Here is a 17314-nt window from a genome sequence, read left to right as displayed (position 1 = left end):
TGACTTCGAATTGATTCTAGCAAGTTTTGATTTTATTAAAAGAAAAAGTGGTGAATTTTCAATAAATAATACCACTACAAATATTAGGTATTTTTTTCTGAGAGCATAACAAGTAGAATGGATACAACTTAGTGTCGACCCATTAGAGGATACAATGGAAACTATCGATAAGATCAAACAACAAATTGCTGAAAATCACATCATTCTATACATGAAAGGCTCTCCTAAGCTTCCAAGCTGTGGCTTTTCATCTCAAGCATCTCAAGCACTAATGAATTGCGGTGAGAAATTTGCTTACGTAGATATCCTACAAAACCCAGACATTCGTGCTGAACTTCCAGCATACGCGCAATGGCCTACCTTCCCACAACTTTGGGTTGAAGGTGAGTTAATTGGCGGTTGTGACATCATTCTTGAAATGTTCCAAAAGGGTGAGTTAAAGCCTTTAGTTCAAGAAGCAGCACAACGCAATGCACCTGAAGCTGAGTAAGAATTAAAACGGTCATAATTTATTTATGATTTATTTAATTAAAAAGCCACGTATTTTTGATAATACGTGGCTTTTTTAATCGCTATAGATTTAATACTTACCTCAAGAGTAAATAGGTTATCTATCCGGATGCTTTCGCTTTTTCAAAAGCAAGAGTTTGCAGTTTTGCTAAGGTCGATTTTCCTTGCTGTAATCTCGCGAGCCATTTTGTTTCAATATACTCTTTCTCATCATCAAGTTTCATCTCGCAATACACTAAATAAACGATATAAGCCGTTTCATAATCAGTAATATCAGCATGTTGAATATCTGATATTAATCGATTTGCTTCGCCATAACGGTTCATTCTTAGCTGAAATAAAGCGGATAATGCTCGTTGTGCAGAGATACATGGAATACCACGCAGCCGTCCTTTTAATTTAGCACTCACTCGTTGCCATGCACTTTCTGGTGACCATTCTTGCAGAACTTCTTCTGGAGCAAGAAAAAGATCTCCCCAAGCAGCCATTGCACGTTTTCCAGCAGAATCAAAAGCCGAGTTGGGTAATAAATAAGCGTACTTTGTTAATAGATCAAATGCGTCATAACGATCGCCTTTTGCTATCAATGACCAAGTATAGTAACTAAAGCGCAAGTAGGAATAAGGGGCGAGTTCAAAACCTTTTTTCCAATAGCGCGTGGCAATTGGTAAGTTATTTCGACGAAAGGCAATATCGGCTTTTAGATCGAGAAGATGAAGATTACTTGTTTCATGTTTTGGTAATAATAAGTCGGTAAGTTGATTTGCAGTATCAAAATCTTCTTGAGCGATATAGATTTCAATCTGCTGTAGTTCAGCTTCTATTGATTCTTTGATAATAGACAACAATGCTTTATTTACGCTTAGTGCTTCCGTTAAACGATTTACCCTTATTAAACGAGCTGCAAGTTTAAGCATTGAATCTTTAAGAATGATTTTATTTGGAGATTTAAAGATCAAAGGTTTTACACCTGCTAACCCATCTTTTGTATAGGCCGCAATCATTCCCATTGAGAATTTACGTTTAATTAAATCATGATTAATAACGGTAATAATTTCTTCTGGACGGATCGGTTTTTGTATGTATTTAGCAGGGTTGTAATCACTGTAAGCTAATTCGATTTGTGGGTCTTCATTGCCGGTAATGATATAAACAAGTGTATTGTCGTTTATTAATTTGAGTAAACGCAATTGTTCTAGCATTTGAAGTCCAGTACTTCCGTGACCTAAATTATGGTCGACAAAAAGTACATCAAATTTTTGTTGTTTACAGTTACCCACTGCTGCACCTGCGGTTGGGCAGCAAGCAATGTTGTTTGTTGGAACTCCAATACGGCTGAGCAACGCTCTAATAGCATTTTGAATAACAGTGCTGTCATCAATGATGAGAAAAGAGGAAAGCTTAATTAATTTCATGTGAGTATAGTTGGAGGTAACGAAACAAGTGCCCGAGTATAACAAGTGTCTCTAGTAAATATAGATAAAACTAACAATAGAAGATGAAATATATTTGATCTTAGTACAAAAAAGCGACAGGAGGACCTGTCGCTTTTATTTGTTCTATCTAAATGATTAATATCATTAAATATTAGGGAGTGGATTACCTATAGAACCATCGCAGCTATCCAACCAAAAACAATTAATGGCAAGTTGTAGTGTAGGAACGTAGGAACAACGGTTTCCCATACGTGTTCATGTTGGCCATCTGCGTTTAGGCCAGACGTTGGACCTAATGTTGAATCAGATGCTGGTGAACCTGCATCACCTAGTGCAGCAGCAGTACCTACTAAGGCAATAGTCGCCATTGGTGAGAAGCCAAAAGCAAGAGCAAGAGGTACATAAATAGTAGCGATGATTGGGATAGTAGAGAACGATGATCCAATCCCCATTGTTACTAATAAACCAACGATAAGCATCAATAGAGCGGCAAGAGGTTTATTATCCCCAATCGTAGTTGATAATGCTTGAACTAGGGTTTCAACACCACCTGTAGCTTTCATTACTGCAGCAAAGCCTGCAGCAGAAATCATAATGAAGCCGATCATTGCCATCATGTGAACACCACGAGTAAAGACATCTTGAGTCTCTTTCCACGCAATAACACCGCCAAAAGTGAAAACCATAAAGCCAGCTAAAGCACCAACAATCATTGATCCTGTTGCTAATTGAACAGAAAGAGCAGCAATAATAGCAACAATAGATATTTGAATATGGCGTTTGTTGAATGTAGGAGTCGCATTTGTTGCTTGCATTTCAGCGTTATCAACATCAGCGTAAGTTCGAGGTTTACGGTAAGAGATGAAAACAGCAATTAATAAACCAGTAACCATACCAAGAGCAGGTAAAGCCATGGCTAAAGGAACTTGGCTTGCAACAACATCTAAGTTGTTGTCATGAAGATTTTTCAGCAAAATATTGTTTAGAAAAATGCCACCAAAACCGACAGGAAGAATCATATATGGGGTAACTAAACCAAACGTCAATACACATGCGATCAAACGACGATCTAATTTTAATTTATTAAAAACTTGGATTAGTGGTGGGATCAAAATTGGAATAAATGCGATATGCACAGGAACGACGTTTTGAGATGAAATTGTGATTAATAAAATCAAGCAAAGCAGTAGGTATTTAACACCAGTGGCTGCATGTAGGTTATCTTTACCGTTAATGCGTTTAATTACATTATGAGCAAGTAAATCAGTAACACCTGATTTGGAGATAGCAACAGCAAAAGCGCCAAGCATGGCATAGCTTAATGCAATAGTGGCACCGCCGCCTAAGCCACCTTCAAAGGCTGAGATAGTATCAGATAATGATAAACCACCGACTAATCCGCCGATTAGTGCACTGAATGTTAAAGCAACAACAACGTTAACTCTAAGCAAAGCGAGGATAAGCATTACTGAAACAGAAAGAATGATTGGATTCATTTTGTTTAGTTTCCCTGTAAATATTGTGTATTTATATCAATCCAAATAAGTGTTTGATCATTCTTGTTCAGCTACTTATTTGAATTGGTATTAGCAAAGTAGCCAATTAAGTATTATTAGTATTATCTTCTTCTGGTTCTGGCAGTAGAGGCCAGCCACCAAGATCTTTCCATTTATTCACGATATGGCAGAAAAGCTCTGCTGTTTTAACCGTGTCATAAAGTGCTGAATGGGCTTCTTTTCCGTCGAAATCCATTCCGGCTGTTTTACATGCTTTTGCTAATACCGTTTGTCCAAGTGCTAAACCACTAATCGCTGCGGTATCAAAGGTACAAAAAGGATGAAAAGGAATACGTTTTAATTTTGCTCGCTCAGATGCTTCCATAACAAAGCTATGATCGAAATTTGCATTATGAGCGACCATAATTGCACGGCGGCAATCATGTTGTTTTTGTTCTTTACGGATTTGCTTGTAGATTTCTTTTAGCGCAATGTCTTCTGTTACTGCACCACGTAACGGACTGAATGGGTCACGAATACCATTAAACTCTAATGCTTCTTTTTCAAGGTTAGCACCTTCAAAAGGAGCGACATGATAGTGGATAGTTGTTGCTGGCTTTAAATAGCCTTCTTCATCCATTGCCAAAGTGACTGCGCAAATTTCAAGTAAAGCATCAGTTTTTGAATTAAAACCAGCGGTTTCAACATCAATAACTACAGGGAAATAACCACGAAAACGGTTTTTTAATAAATTATGTTGCTCTACTTCAGTCATCATTCGGTACGTAAGAAAATGTTGCCGCTATTATTACAGATTATCGTTAGCATAAAAACTGTAAATAAGGTGTGATGAGGATATATTTATGAGAGATTCACAGAGCATAAATGAAATAGAACGAAGAAATGGGTATTGTTGGTCTAAATTTTGCTTTACTTAAACAATCGTCAACGGCATGACCAATAGATTTAGGTATTATGAAAAAAACACTTTTTACTTCAGCTTTGCTAGTAAGTTCATTGATTACAGCTCCTGCATTAGCAAATAAAAACTATGTTGCTAAGCCTGAGCAATCAAAATGGGTGATGTTACAAAACTCACCATTGGAGTGTCGTTTATCTCATAATATTCCAAATTATGGTACCGGAGAATTCTCTTCGTATGCCAATAAAAAGATGAATTTAGATTTTGAATTGAAGATGAACCGCCCTATGGGAGAAACTCGCTCGGTAAATCTAGTATCAATGCCGGCTCGTTGGATGCCTGGTGACAGTGCGGATTCAATGATGAATTTAAAGTTCTTCAAACAATTTGATGGTTATGTTGGTGGTTCTACGGCATGGTCGATGCTGGCTGAGTTAGAGAATGGTCGTTTTCCTACATTTACTTATGCTGATTGGCAAAGCCCTAAACAGTTAATTGAAGTCGCTTTGTCTCCTGTTGTGTTCCAAGAGCAATATAATGTGTTCAGTATGTGTGTTGCTAATTTATTGCCTTATAGCTTTGAAGATATCTCATTTACGATCTTACATTTTGATAAAAATAGTGATGAGTTAAATAAGGCGTCTAAAAAACGCTTATCTCAAATTGCTGATTTTATTCGATACACTAAGGATGTTGATTTAGTATTGGTCGCGACTTATACGGATTCTAGTGGTGCTAAAAACGTAAACCAACAAGTATCAGAAAGACGAGCGGTGAAATTACAAAATTACTTTGAATCAATTGGATTACCTGCCGATCGTATTCGAGTTCAGTCTTATGGTGAACGTCGTCCAATTGCAGATAATGCGACACCACTTGGTAAGAATAAAAACCGACGAGTTGTTATCTCTCTAGGTCGAACGATTATTTAATTGTCCATACTAAGGCACTCTGATTAGGGTGCCTTTTTTATTGAAGCTTAAAACTCGCAATAAGTTCACATTGAACTGTTGTGTCAATATGTTGGATGTGACGGGCTATCTCTGGATTAGGGTGACGTTTCATAAAATCCAATAACGCACTTTTACAACAACCTAAATTAGATATGAAAGACTCACAATCGCTACGTGGACACTGAGGAACAAGAGTGAGAATTTTTTCAGACGCTAATTGTAAGTATTTTAACTCAAAGCGACTGTCATTTTGGCTTCGCCAAAACTGGGCTAAGTTGTGGCATGAGATGACAGATATTGTCGTTTGCTCAATGAGACTAACTTCATTTTGTTTTGTGAGTTCTTCGGCAATCGCAAACGCTTGTTGATAATGTAAGATCGTACGCCAAGAATCATTATTCTTAAAGGATTGTTCTGCCAATATTGTATGTTTTTCCCAAAGCTCTATCATCATATTTCCCTTATAAGAGACTAGCTAGATTTATACTTTAATTGAGAGTCATTATCATTAAAAGGCTTTGATATAAAAAAACCTGCGCAGATCGCAGGTTTTATGAAATAGATATAGTTTTCTTTAATTTAGGCTTTCAGTTATTAACCTTCTAAGCCTGCTGAAGCGCTGCTATTTTGAATCAGTTCAATCATGTAGCCATCTGGATCTTTAACAAAAGCAATGTGTGTAGACCCGCCTTTTACTGGGCCCGCTTCACGCGTGACATTTCCACCAGCCGCTTTAATTACATCACAAGTTTGGTAGACATCGTCGACACCAATAGCAACATGACCAAAAGCATTCCCCATATCATATTCCTCTGTGCCCCAGTTATAAGTCAATTCAATAACTGCACCTTGAGATTCATCACCATAACCAAGAAAAGCTAAGGTGTATTTGTATTCTTCATTCGTGTTTTGACGAAGAAGATCCATTCCCATTACTTTTGTATAAAACTCAATTGATTTATCTAAGTTACCTACACGGATCATCGTGTGTAAAATGCGTCCATTAGCCATTGTTTTGCTCCAGTTTTTAATTTAATTATTCAGATCGGTATTAAACTTCTGTTTTTTCTTTAAATTCGCATAGGTCTTCAATCATACAGCTACCACAACGTGGTTTACGAGCGATACAAGTATAACGACCATGAAGGATAAGCCAGTGATGAACATCTAATTTGAATTCTTTTGGCACCACTTTAACTAATTTCTTTTCAACATCGTTAACGGTTTTACCCATTGCTAGCTTGGTTCGATTAGATACGCGATAAATATGAGTATCAACCGCAATAGTTGGCCAGCCAAAGGCAGTATTAAGTACGACATTTGCGGTTTTATGCCCAACCCCTGGAAGTGCTTCTAATGCATCTTGATCTTCTGGGATCTCGCTGTCATGAAGATCAATTAACATGCGGCAGGTTTTAATCACATTTTCAGCTTTGGTATTAAATAAACCAATGGTTTTGATATACGTTTTTAATCCATCAACGCCTAAATCTAAAATAGATTGAGGTGTATTAGCGACAGGGTAAAGTTTACGTGTCGCTTTGTTAACACTGATATCAGTGGCTTGCGCAGATAATAAAACAGCAATTAATAACTCAAATGGTGTTGACCACTCAAGTTCCGTTTGTGGGTGCGGATTATCAGCTCGTAAGCGTTCTAATATTTCTCGTCGTTTTATATTATTCATACTGCTTTCTATGTCCTTATCTATGAAACTCGTGCGCGCTCAATTTCTGCTTTTTGCTGCTTAGGTTGTCGGTCACTTATTTTCTTATCAATGATATTCTTTAATGCAATGAGAAAGCCAACGCCTAAAAAAGCACCGGGAGGAAGCATTGCTAATAGGAAATGACTATCTACTTGGAATAATTCAATTCGTAATACGGTTGCCCAATCACCAAGTAATAAGTCAGCACCATCAAATAGAGTGCCATTGCCTAAAGCTTCGCGCATAGCACCAAGTAAAACTAAAACTGCAGTCATACCTAAACCCATCCATAACCCATCTAATATTGCAGGGATAGGATCATTTTTTGATGCAAAAGCTTCTGCTCGACCAATGATGATGCAGTTTGTAACGATCAAGGGGATGAAAATACCAAGAGACAGATATAAACCATACGCATAAGCATTCATTAGTAATTGAACACAGGTAACTAGTGCAGCAATGATCATCACAAATACGGGAATTCGTACTTCTTGTGGGATCCATTGACGCACAAGAGAAACGATTAAATTAGATCCAATAAGCACTAAGGTTGTAGCAATGCCTAAGCCTAATGCATTGGTTACGGTTGCTGAAACAGCAAGTAAAGGACATAGCCCCAATAGTTGTACTAGGGCAGGGTTGTTATCCCATAACCCATTTTTTATTAATTCTTTATGCGTTGTCATTAGTTAGCCTCACAATTAAGTGGAAGAGTTTGCAGTTCATCTTGGTGTGTTTTATAAAACCAAACTGCTTTTTTTACGGCTTTAACTACGGCTCTAGGTGTAATTGTGGCACCAGTAAATTGATCAAATTGACCACCGTCCTTTTGAACTGCCCAACTACTGTCGTTGGCTGAATCTACACTTTTTCCTAGAAATCCATCAACCCAGCGGGTAATTCTTGTATCAATTTTATCGCCTAATCCAGGGGTTTCTTGATGCGATAATACACGAACGCCTGTTACCATTGAGTTAGCATCAACACCGACGATAATTTTAATTGCACCGCTATAACCATCAGGTGCGATAGCTTCAATTGCAGCACCAGAATGGTTGCCATTTAATGAAGCTAAATAGATTGGCATTGCTTCCTCTGTGCCTAGTGCATCTACATTTGAGATTAGGGTACAAGCTTTAAATAATTCATTGTCATGTTGCTTAGTTGGTACTACTTGATTCAATACTGACAATAATTGTTGCTGTTGTTGGTAAGCAATTTGGTCTTTAGTTAACGTATAAGTAATGGTAACTAATGCGGTTGAAGCAATAGCAAATAAGACCAAAACAAGGCTGCTTTTTTTCATCGTTTGTAGCATAAAATTACCCTTTTTTGTGGCCGTAAGTTCTTGGTTTTGTGTAGTAGTCAATTAAAGGTACACACATATTGGTTAAGAGAACCGCAAAAGCAACTCCGTCAGGGAAGCCACCCCAAGTACGAATAATGTAAACTAGAGCGCCAATAAGAGCGCCATAATATAAACGGCCTTTAGGTGTTGTTGCCGCAGAAACGGGGTCGGTTGCAATGAAGAAAGCACCGAGCATCGTCGCCCCAGAGAATAGATTAAATAGCGGCGATGTAGCAGTATCTGGTGAGAAAAGAGCAAATAAGCTACTTATTATAAATAGACTTGCTAAAAAGCTCACAGGAATGTGCCAATGAATAAGACGTTGTTGGAGTAAGAAAAGACCGCCAAGTAAGAAACCAATATTTACCCATAACCAACCTAGTCCTGCAATACTATTAAAAATAGGCGCAGTTAAAATTTCATTGGTCGTCAGTCCGGCTTTGAGGCCTGTCTTTACGGTATCTAGTGGTGTAGCCATTGTCATTCCATCAACATTCATAGTGAGTTGATGTACAGAAAAGCCGTCTTGGCTTAATCCATTAAGTATTAACCAGATGGAATCAGAAAAACTGATGGTTTCAGTAAGTAATTCTTTTACTGGTAACCAAGTAGTCATTTGTACAGGAAAAGAGATCAATAGCACTACATAAGCAGCCATTGCAGGATTAAAGAGATTTTGTCCTAATCCGCCATATAAGTGTTTAGCAATGACGATGGCAAATATCACACCAATAACCGTTATCCACCAAGGAGAGAGTGGTGGAATAGCAAGAGCAAGTAATACCCCTGTTAGTAAGGCACTATTGTCACTGATATAAGGTTTAAGTGGTCTTTTTCGACACTTTAATACAAATGCTTCTGCTGAAATTGCAGTAACTATAGCAATCAGAACTTGTAAGAATGTTCCCCAACCAAAAAAGTAAGTTTGAGCGAGTAAACCGGGTATTGTTGCTAAGGCAACCAGTTTCATTATGGTTCTTGTGCTCTTTTTACTGTGAGCATGTGGTGAGCTAGTGATAAAAAAGGCCACTGTTACTCTTCCTTATTTTTTTCAATTTGTTGTGCTGCTTTGCGTGCTTTTGCTCGCGCTATTGCAGCGGCTACCGCTGCTTTTTTAGGGTCTGTTGGTTCAGAAGTTTCATCATTTTCAACGGTCGTTTCAGTGACAGGTTGATCTGATTCAGTTTCTTTTTCAGCTTGTGCTGCTTTGCGTGCTTTTGCTCGTGCGATAGCTGCCGCCACAGCTACTTTTTTAGGGTCTTCTGATTCGGTTGTTTCATCACTTTCAACAGCCGTTGTTGTGACTGTTTCATTTGATTTACTGTCTTTATCTGCTTGCGCTGCTTTACGTGCTTTTGCTCGTGCGATAGCTGCCGTTACAGCCGCTTTTTTAGGATCGGCTGATTCAGTTGTTTCATCATTTTCAACAGCCGTTGTTGTGACTGTTTCATTTGATTTATTATCTTTACCAGCTTGTGTTGCTTTGCGTGCTTTTGCACGGGCGATGGCAGCCGCAACTGCGTCTTTTTTGTTAGCTGTATCTACTGTTTCTTCCGAGCCTATACTATTAGCTTCAGAGTTATTATTTTCTGCTGCAAGATTTGCTTTTCGTTCACGAGCTTGTTGTTTACGCTCTTCACGTAATTTTGCCATTTCAGAATTATCAGGTTCAGCGGTATTAGCTTTGGCTGCTTCTGCTTGTTTCGCTTTAGCGTGAGCAATGGCAGCAGCAACAGCAGGTTTAGGACTGGCGACACCGGATTCTTCAGCCGCTTTTTGGGCTTTGACTCTCGCAATTGCAGCAGTAATAGCGTCATTTCCTGAACCAGAAGTCACTTCTGTTTTCATTTCTTTACGTCGATTTTCTGCAGCCAGTTTGAATTTGTTTTCGCGTTCTGCTTTATCACGCTCCATTCGGGCATTCTTTTCTTCAAAACGAACTTTGGCACGATCAGCCGCTTGCGCATCTTGCTTGCGAGCGTAAATTTCTGATTTTGCTTGGCGATAATATTGAACCAGAGGGATCTCACTTGGGCAAACATAAGCACAAGCACCGCACTCAATACAATCAGATAAATGGTATTCTTCGCATTTATCAAACTCTTCTGATTTTGCGTACCAATACAATTGTTGAGGTAATAAAGCCGCAGGGCAGGCGTCAGCACAGCTACTACAACGAATACAAGCCATTTCATGATTATAAAGAGGCAGCTCTTTTCTATCTGGCGTAATAATACAGTTAGTAATTTTCGTTATAGGGATCTGTTTATGTGGGAGAGTAAATCCCATTAACGAACCACCCATAATAATTCTAGGATGTTTTTTATCGGCTTTATAACCAGCTAATGTCATTAAATGATCAACAGTCGTCCCTAAGCGAACCCAAAAATTTCCCGGGATATCAAGACTATTTCCAGTCAATGTGACGACTCGTTCAATTAAAGGTTCAGCGTCACAGATCGCACGTTTAACAGCAAAAATAGTACCTACGTTTTGTACGATAACGCCTATATCTGTAGATCGGCCACTAGCAGGAACTTCTTTACCTGTTAAAATTTTAACTAACTGGCGAGAGCCACCTGATGGGTATTTTGTTGGGATTACTCGGATCACGATATTATCATGATCAGTAATTACCTTATTTAATGCTTTTATTGCTTCTGGTTTATTATCTTCAATACCGATAACGGCTAATTTAGGCGTTAATATATGTTGGAGGATTTTAATACCAGTTACCACTTCCTCTGCATAATCTTGCATTAAACGATCATCGGCAGTGATATAAGGTTCACATTCTGCGGCGTTAATAATTAATATATCTGCTTTGCCAATACCACTTTGTAGTTTTCTACTGGTAGGGAAGCCTGCACCACCCATACCTGAAATGCCTGATTGACGAATACGTTCAATCAGATCTATTGGATCTTGAGTGGAAAAATCAGAGATAGGATTTCGCCCTTCAATCCATTGGTCTTTATTATCCGACTCAATAACAATACAAAGATCAGTTAAACCTGAAGGGTGAGCAACCGTTCTTGGCTCTATTGCTGTTACTATGCCAGACGTTGGCGCATGAATAGGTACACACATTGCAATATTACCTTGCGTGAGCGGTTGACCTTTTAATACATGTTCACCAACAGTGACTAAAATGTCACCTTTACCACCAATATGTTGTTTTAGTGGCAAAATAAGCTCACTTGGAACGCCGGCTTGCTGAATCGTATTTTGAGTTGAAATTGTTTTATTTTCAGGTGGATGAATACCACCATGAAAGTCCCATAGTTGGCCTTGTTTAATTTGTTCGATAATGGACAACATGGGTTACAGCTCCGATGTTTGAGAAGGCTTATCTGCCGGGATATTAACAACAGGGATTGTATTTAAATCCCACTTCCAGTTATCAGGTGTCGTGCTTACAGGGATCATTTCAATACAATCAGTTGGGCAAGGAGCAACGCATAAATCACAACCAGTACATTCTGCTTCAATGACGGTATGTAATGCTTTTGTACCACCCACAATGGCATCAACAGGACAGGCTTGAATACATTTGGTACAGCCAATACACATGTCTTCATGGATAAACGCGATTTTTTTTATGTTTACAACTTCATCATCAGCACTTGGTACATCAACCCCCATAAGGTCAGCTAACTTTTCAATTGTCGCTTGTCCGCCAGGAGGGCACTTGTTTATCACATCGCCATTGGCAATAGCTTCTGCATAAGGTTTACAGCCGGGATAGCCACATTGACCACATTGTGTCTGCGGCAAGATAGCGTCGATCTGTTCAACGATAGGATCTGATTCAACTTTAAATTTAATTGATGCGAAGCCGAGAATTAATCCAAAGATTAAGGCCAGTGCAGCAATAGCAATAACAGCGATTAGAATTGAACTCATGTTTATAATTTCACTAAACCAGTAAAGCCCATGAAGGCTAAAGACATTAAACCTGCGGTGATCATTGCAATAGATGCACCTTTAAAAGGCAAAGGAACATCAGCAGCAGCAATACGTTCACGCATAGCAGAGAAGAGAATGAGAACTAATGAAAAACCAACGGCAGCACCAAAACCATAAATGATGGATTCAATGAAATTATGATTCTCAGTAACATTAAGTAACGCCACGCCGAGAACAGCACAGTTCGTCGTGATTAAAGGTAAAAATATACCAAGAACACGATATAAAGTAGGGCTTGTTTTGTGTACGACCATTTCAGTAAATTGAACAACAACCGCGATCACAAGGATGAAACTCATGGTGCGTAAATATTCAATGCCAAGAGGGGCTAAAACATAGGTTTCAACAAGGTATGAACATACAGAAGCCAATGTAAGGACAAATGTTGTAGCAAGGCCCATTCCGATTGCACTTTCTAGTTTTTTAGATACGCCCATAAATGGACAAAGACCTAAAAACTTAACCAGTACAAAGTTGTTCACTAAAACAGTACCAACAAGTAGTAATAGATACTCAGTCATGCCAATGATTTTTATGATAATAGATGATCTGGTTATTATCGGACTTTAAGAGCCTGATAACAACCTTAGAAAGAATAGGTTTTTACTCTTTAAGCAAAAAAAAGATAAAAAAAAGCCTCGTCATTTAGACAAGGCTTTAAAATTTGGCTCCCTTTGCTGGACTTGAACCAGCGACATACGGATTAACAGTCCGGCGTTCTACCAACTGAACTAAAAGGGAATTGGTTTTAGGCGGACGATATTAACGAGTCTAAAATAAACTGTCAAGCGCAAAAAGAGAGAAAAGAGACTTGATTTTTTTGTCATCAATTGAGTCTATTTTCCATAAAAAATCGTTGACATCACCTCTAGGCTATATCCATCAATGCTTGTGGGTAGTTATCCACTAAAACTGTGGATAAGTATGTTAATGAAACTATATTAACTTCCTTAAAGCTAGCTGTGGCGAGGCTTCTAGAGTATGGGTACTCTGCTTTGGGTGTTTTGTATACATAAAATCAATGTGTTATAGCATCGTTGCTGTTTGAATATGCGATATGTATATTTTTTATTCAAATATTAGAGTAAATACTAAATTCGAATGTATTTTAACCGTTGTTGGGGAAAACTTTTATAATTAAGAGTTTCTATAAAAATAAGAGTGGATTTGTTAGTGTGTATGTCCTAGATAATATGAGTCCATGTGGAGTGTTATAAATGGCCAATGCGTATGAATTAATTTCGAACTATCAGCCAGCAGGTGATCAGCCTCAAGCAATTAAGACGTTGAATGAAGGTTTAGAGAATGGACTTGCTCATCAAACACTGCTTGGGGTTACTGGATCGGGAAAAACATTTACTTTAGCAAATGTAATCGCGCATTCGGGGCGACCAACCGTGATCATGGCTCATAATAAAACGTTAGCTGCTCAGTTGTATGGTGAAATGAAAGCATTTTTCCCAAATAATGCAGTGGAGTACTTCGTATCTTACTTTGATTATTACCAACCAGAAGCGTATGTACCAACAACTGATACCTTCATAGAAAAAGACTCTTCTGTGAATGAGCACATTGAACAAATGCGGTTGTCGGCAACTAAAGCGTTATTGGAACGTAAAGACGCCATTATTATTGCTTCAGTATCTGCCATTTATGGTCTTGGAGATCCGCAAGCTTATTTAAGTATGATGCTTCATCTACGCCGTGGAGATATTGTTAATCAAAGAGATATTTTACGCCGTTTAGCAGAGCTTCAATATAAACGTAATGACATGGCATTTGAACGCGGTACTTTTCGTGTTCGTGGAGAGGTGCTTGATGTTTTTCCTGCCGAGTCAGAGCATGAAGCAATTAGAATTGAATTGTTTGATGAAGAAGTGGAGCGTATTAGTAAATTTGACCCTCTTACTGGTTCGATCATAACGAAAGATATGCCGCGTTGCACTATTTATCCTAAAACTCATTATGTTACACCAAGAGAAAAAGTGCTTGAGGCAATTGAACAAATTAAAATAGATTTGGCGATACGACAAAAAGAATTATTAGCGAATAATAAATTAGTTGAAGAGCAAAGGATCACTCAGCGTACTCAATTTGATATCGAAATGATGAATGAATTGGGATTTTGTTCAGGTATCGAAAACTATTCTCGCTATTTGAGTGGCCGTCCTGAAGGTGAGGCGCCACCCACGTTATTCGACTATTTACCAAAAGATGGTTTATTGATCATCGATGAATCACATATTACGGTCTCTCAGATTGGTGCAATGTATAAAGGTGACCGTTCTCGTAAGGAGAATTTGGTTGAATACGGCTTTAGACTTCCATCAGCTTTAGATAATAGGCCAATGCGTTTTGATGAATTTGAAGCGTTAGCACCACAAACTATTTATGTTTCGGCCACCCCAGGAAAGTATGAGATTGAAAAATCGGGTGAAGACATCGCTGAACAAGTAGTAAGACCAACAGGATTGCTTGACCCACTTATTGAAGTACGTCCGGTTGGAACTCAAGTTGATGATCTCTTATCAGAAATCCGGATAAGAACAAAAGTGGGTGAACGTGTACTTGTAACTACGTTAACCAAACGAATGGCTGAAGATTTAACTGAATACCTTGATGAACACGGGGTTAAGGTTAGATATTTACACTCGGATATTGATACGGTTGAACGCGTCGAAATTATTCGTGATTTACGTTTAGGTAAGTTTGATGTGTTAGTTGGTATCAACTTATTACGTGAAGGTTTGGATATGCCTGAGGTGTCTTTGGTTGCGATCTTAGATGCAGATAAAGAAGGCTTTTTACGTTCCGAACGCTCATTAATTCAAACAATAGGTCGCGCAGCTCGTAATTTAGAAGGTAAAGCTATTTTATATGCAGATAGAATTACAGGATCAATGGAAAAAGCGATAGGCGAAACAGAAAGACGACGAGAAAAACAGATTTTACATAATGAAGCGTTGGGTATTGTCCCTACGGCATTGAAAAAAGACGTTGCTGATATCCTTGAATTGGGTGATATGACGAAGAACAAGCGCAAAATCGTTGCTCCAAAGATTAAATTATCGGAAGTGGCAGAAGAGGGTGCAAGTTATCAATCGATGACACCACAGCAATTAGATAAAGAAGTTAATAAGTTAGAAACTAAGATGTATCAACATGCTAAGGATTTAGAATTCGAATTGGCTGCTCAAATAAGGGATGAAATTGATAGATTAAGACGTCAATTTATTACGAACAGTTAATGAGAATTTTATAAAATACAAAATTTAGGCAAAAAAGAAGCCAACCGCAATGTCCCGGTTGGCTTTATTGTTCATGTGAAAGTAAATTTCACTAACAACGTCAGTTGGCTAGGTGACCCTTTGGCTTAAAGGGTCAATATACATATAGCAGGTAGTGTGCCAACTTTTTCACTTAAGATTTTAAGGCAATTAAGTCTAAAAAACGCGTAAAGTCACAGTTTATTTGCAAATTGCAAATTGAAATTTGCATTCTGCAGTTGCATAATGCAAATTCTTAGGTTTATTACAGGTAGCTCGTTTTTATTATGCAGAAAAAATACTTATTAATGGTTGAAGATACTGCTTCAGTTGCTGCGCTATATCGTTCTTATCTTAATCCACTTGGTGTGGAAATTAATGTTGTAGCTAGAGGGTGTGAAGCGATAGAAGCCGTGGCCTTACGTGTACCTGACTTAGTATTACTTGATTTGCGTCTGCCTGATATGACAGGTTTTGATGTATTAGCCGAAATTAGAAAGCATAATAAAGAAGTTCCAGTTGTTCTAATGACTGCACATGGTTCAATTGATGCCGCGGTAGAAGCCATGCAACTTGGGGCTCAAGATTTTTTAATCAAACCCTGCGAAGCCGATAGACTTAGGGTTACGGTTAATAATGCGTTACGTCGCGCACAAAAAGATCAAGATGAAATAAAAGAAAATCCAGACAAGTCCAATAAACAGTATCAGGGCTTCATTGGTAGTAGCTCTCAAATGAATCAGGTTTATCGAACTATTGATTCTGCGGCACCGAGTAAAGCAACTGTATTTATTACAGGAGAATCGGGCACAGGTAAGGAAGTATGTGCAGAGGCTATTCATGCTGCGAGTAAGCGTGGAGATGCTCCATTCATTGCGATTAACTGTGCTGCGATACCTAAAGACTTAATAGAGAGTGAGTTGTTTGGTCACGTAAAAGGGGCATTTACAGGCGCTTCTGTCGATAGAAAAGGGGCAGCCGAACAAGCGGATGGTGGGACTCTATTCCTAGATGAATTGTGTGAAATGGACTTGGATTTACAAACTAAGCTATTACGTTTTATCCAAACAGGGACTTTTCAAAAAGTCGGTTCTTCCAAAATGAGCCGAGTTGATGTTAGGTTTGTTTGTGCGACAAATAGAGACCCTTGGCTTGAAGTTCAAGCCGGTCGCTTCCGTGAAGATTTATATTATCGATTGCATGTTATTCCACTTGTTCTTCCGCCATTGCGTGAGCGTGGTAATGATGTTATTGAAATTGCTCACTCAATATTAGGTCACTTTTCTCATGAAGAAGGTCGTGAGTTTATAACATTTAGCCCTGATGTAACCGAAAGATTTGCACATTATGATTGGCCTGGTAACGTTCGGCAATTACAAAATGTAATCAGAAATGTGGTGGTTTTAAACAGAGGGAAAGAAGTCACTCTTTCTATGCTACCACCGCCATTATCATTAGAATTAAATTCTGGTTCAGATATTGCATCTAAAAATGAAGTAAGTAGTTCTCTTATATCGAAAAATAATATAGTGAATGAAGTCGTTAATTTACCCAAAGAGACGATTATTCCACTCTGGAAGTCAGAAAAGAAGATTATTGAAACTGCAATTGCTCTATGTGATGGGAATATTCCACAGGCCGCTAAACGATTAGAGGTGAGCCCATCTACACTATATAGAAAATTACAATCATGGGATGATAAATAG

At 38.4% G+C, this 17314-nt stretch carries 16 protein-coding genes and 1 tRNA gene; 4 read left to right on the top strand and 13 right to left on the bottom strand.

The genetic code is table 11. The features are described 5' to 3' along the window. Positions 1-154 precede the first annotated feature (154 nt). Positions 155-490, top strand: coding sequence for a Grx4 family monothiol glutaredoxin (gene grxD, locus BTO23_RS07350; RefSeq protein ID WP_060990545.1), 336 nt, complete (start codon positions 155-157; stop codon positions 488-490). Between the two features lie 121 nt (positions 491-611). On the opposite strand, the gene BTO23_RS07345 is transcribed toward grxD, so the two are convergent. From BTO23_RS07345 to rnt, 3 genes are all read right to left on the bottom strand, one after another. Continuing rightward, a complete protein-coding gene (locus BTO23_RS07345) occupies positions 612-1925 on the bottom strand; it encodes a response regulator (protein ID WP_060990546.1) in 1314 nt (437 codons plus the stop codon). A gap of 188 nt (positions 1926-2113) precedes the next feature. Then, a complete protein-coding gene (locus BTO23_RS07340; RefSeq protein ID WP_060990547.1) occupies positions 2114-3442 on the bottom strand; it encodes a Na+/H+ antiporter family protein in 1329 nt (442 codons plus the stop codon). A gap of 106 nt (positions 3443-3548) precedes the next feature. Next, positions 3549-4217 (bottom strand): ribonuclease T, encoded by a 669-nt coding sequence (rnt, locus tag BTO23_RS07335; protein WP_060990548.1) that lies wholly within the window; start codon positions 4215-4217, stop codon positions 3549-3551. A gap of 200 nt (positions 4218-4417) precedes the next feature. Between rnt and motY the strand changes: the two genes are divergently transcribed. Beyond that, positions 4418-5296 (top strand): flagellar protein MotY, encoded by an 879-nt coding sequence (motY, locus tag BTO23_RS07330; protein WP_060990549.1) that lies wholly within the window; start codon positions 4418-4420, stop codon positions 5294-5296. Positions 5297-5333: 37 nt separating this feature from the next. Here motY and BTO23_RS07325 read toward each other — a convergent pair whose 3' ends face one another. The 10 genes from BTO23_RS07325 to BTO23_RS07280 form a co-directional block, all read right to left on the bottom strand. Then, positions 5334-5768, bottom strand: coding sequence for a DUF2753 domain-containing protein (locus BTO23_RS07325; RefSeq protein ID WP_060990550.1), 435 nt, complete (start codon positions 5766-5768; stop codon positions 5334-5336). Between the two features lie 143 nt (positions 5769-5911). Then, the gene (gloA, locus tag BTO23_RS07320; RefSeq protein WP_060990551.1) at positions 5912-6328 is read right to left on the bottom strand and encodes a lactoylglutathione lyase; all 417 of its coding nucleotides are present in this window, start codon (positions 6326-6328) and stop codon (positions 5912-5914) included. 40 nt (positions 6329-6368) lie between these two features. Further along, positions 6369-7004 carry an endonuclease III gene (gene nth / locus BTO23_RS07315; RefSeq protein WP_105063279.1) on the bottom strand — a complete coding sequence of 212 codons (636 nt, stop codon included), beginning with the start codon at positions 7002-7004 and terminating at the stop codon, positions 6369-6371. A 20-nt stretch (positions 7005-7024) separates the two neighbouring features. Continuing rightward, positions 7025-7711 carry an electron transport complex subunit E gene (locus BTO23_RS07310; protein WP_060990553.1) on the bottom strand — a complete coding sequence of 229 codons (687 nt, stop codon included), beginning with the start codon at positions 7709-7711 and terminating at the stop codon, positions 7025-7027. Beyond that, positions 7711-8343, bottom strand: coding sequence for an electron transport complex subunit RsxG (rsxG, locus tag BTO23_RS07305; protein ID WP_060990554.1), 633 nt, complete (start codon positions 8341-8343; stop codon positions 7711-7713). Before rsxG ends, BTO23_RS07310 begins: the two co-directional genes overlap by 1 nt. A gap of 4 nt (positions 8344-8347) precedes the next feature. Then, entirely contained in the window at positions 8348-9403 is a 1056-nt protein-coding gene (gene rsxD, locus BTO23_RS07300; RefSeq protein ID WP_061001934.1) for an electron transport complex subunit RsxD, read from the bottom strand. Between the two features lie 2 nt (positions 9404-9405). Beyond that, complete coding sequence (rsxC, locus tag BTO23_RS07295; protein ID WP_105063278.1) at positions 9406-11694, bottom strand: electron transport complex subunit RsxC; 2289 nt, start codon at positions 11692-11694, stop codon at positions 9406-9408. A 3-nt stretch (positions 11695-11697) separates the two neighbouring features. Next, positions 11698-12279 (bottom strand): electron transport complex subunit RsxB, encoded by a 582-nt coding sequence (gene rsxB, locus BTO23_RS07290; RefSeq protein ID WP_060990557.1) that lies wholly within the window; start codon positions 12277-12279, stop codon positions 11698-11700. A 2-nt stretch (positions 12280-12281) separates the two neighbouring features. Further along, positions 12282-12863, bottom strand: coding sequence for an electron transport complex subunit RsxA (gene rsxA / locus BTO23_RS07285; RefSeq protein WP_060990558.1), 582 nt, complete (start codon positions 12861-12863; stop codon positions 12282-12284). Between the two features lie 144 nt (positions 12864-13007). Beyond that, positions 13008-13083, bottom strand: a tRNA-Asn gene (locus tag BTO23_RS07280). Positions 13084-13559: 476 nt separating this feature from the next. Here BTO23_RS07280 and uvrB point away from each other — a divergent pair. Together uvrB and luxO are read left to right on the top strand one after the other, a co-directional pair. Continuing rightward, positions 13560-15590: an excinuclease ABC subunit UvrB gene (uvrB, locus tag BTO23_RS07275; protein WP_105063277.1), complete on the top strand. Its 2031-nt coding sequence runs from the start codon at positions 13560-13562 to the stop codon at positions 15588-15590. A gap of 305 nt (positions 15591-15895) precedes the next feature. Then, positions 15896-17314: a quorum-sensing sigma-54 dependent transcriptional regulator LuxO gene (gene luxO / locus BTO23_RS07270; RefSeq protein WP_245922089.1), complete on the top strand. Its 1419-nt coding sequence runs from the start codon at positions 15896-15898 to the stop codon at positions 17312-17314.

Source organism: Aliivibrio sifiae (genome assembly GCF_002954715.1).
Lineage (GTDB): Bacteria > Pseudomonadota > Gammaproteobacteria > Enterobacterales > Vibrionaceae > Aliivibrio > Aliivibrio sifiae.
This window is presented reverse-complemented; position numbering and strand designations above follow the sequence as displayed.

What these genes read in the sequence shown, in the direction of transcription:
- grxD (WP_060990545.1), top strand. Translation starts at nt 155, where the DNA reads ATGGAAACTATCGATAAGATCAAACAACAAATTGCTGAAAATCACATC.
- BTO23_RS07345 (WP_060990546.1), bottom strand. Translation starts at nt 1,925, where the DNA reads ATGAAATTAATTAAGCTTTCCTCTTTTCTCATCATTGATGACAGCACT.
- BTO23_RS07340 (WP_060990547.1), bottom strand. Translation starts at nt 3,442, where the DNA reads ATGAATCCAATCATTCTTTCTGTTTCAGTAATGCTTATCCTCGCTTTG.
- rnt (WP_060990548.1), bottom strand. Translation starts at nt 4,217, where the DNA reads ATGACTGAAGTAGAGCAACATAATTTATTAAAAAACCGTTTTCGTGGT.
- motY (WP_060990549.1), top strand. Translation starts at nt 4,418, where the DNA reads ATGAAAAAAACACTTTTTACTTCAGCTTTGCTAGTAAGTTCATTGATT.
- BTO23_RS07325 (WP_060990550.1), bottom strand. Translation starts at nt 5,768, where the DNA reads ATGATAGAGCTTTGGGAAAAACATACAATATTGGCAGAACAATCCTTT.
- gloA (WP_060990551.1), bottom strand. Translation starts at nt 6,328, where the DNA reads ATGGCTAATGGACGCATTTTACACACGATGATCCGTGTAGGTAACTTA.
- nth (WP_105063279.1), bottom strand. Translation starts at nt 7,004, where the DNA reads ATGAATAATATAAAACGACGAGAAATATTAGAACGCTTACGAGCTGAT.
- BTO23_RS07310 (WP_060990553.1), bottom strand. Translation starts at nt 7,711, where the DNA reads ATGACAACGCATAAAGAATTAATAAAAAATGGGTTATGGGATAACAAC.
- rsxG (WP_060990554.1), bottom strand. Translation starts at nt 8,343, where the DNA reads ATGCTACAAACGATGAAAAAAAGCAGCCTTGTTTTGGTCTTATTTGCT.
- rsxC (WP_105063278.1), bottom strand. Translation starts at nt 11,694, where the DNA reads ATGTTGTCCATTATCGAACAAATTAAACAAGGCCAACTATGGGACTTT.
- rsxB (WP_060990557.1), bottom strand. Translation starts at nt 12,279, where the DNA reads ATGAGTTCAATTCTAATCGCTGTTATTGCTATTGCTGCACTGGCCTTA.
- rsxA (WP_060990558.1), bottom strand. Translation starts at nt 12,863, where the DNA reads ATGACTGAGTATCTATTACTACTTGTTGGTACTGTTTTAGTGAACAAC.
- uvrB (WP_105063277.1), top strand. Translation starts at nt 13,560, where the DNA reads ATGGCCAATGCGTATGAATTAATTTCGAACTATCAGCCAGCAGGTGAT.
- luxO (WP_245922089.1), top strand. Translation starts at nt 15,896, where the DNA reads ATGCAGAAAAAATACTTATTAATGGTTGAAGATACTGCTTCAGTTGCT.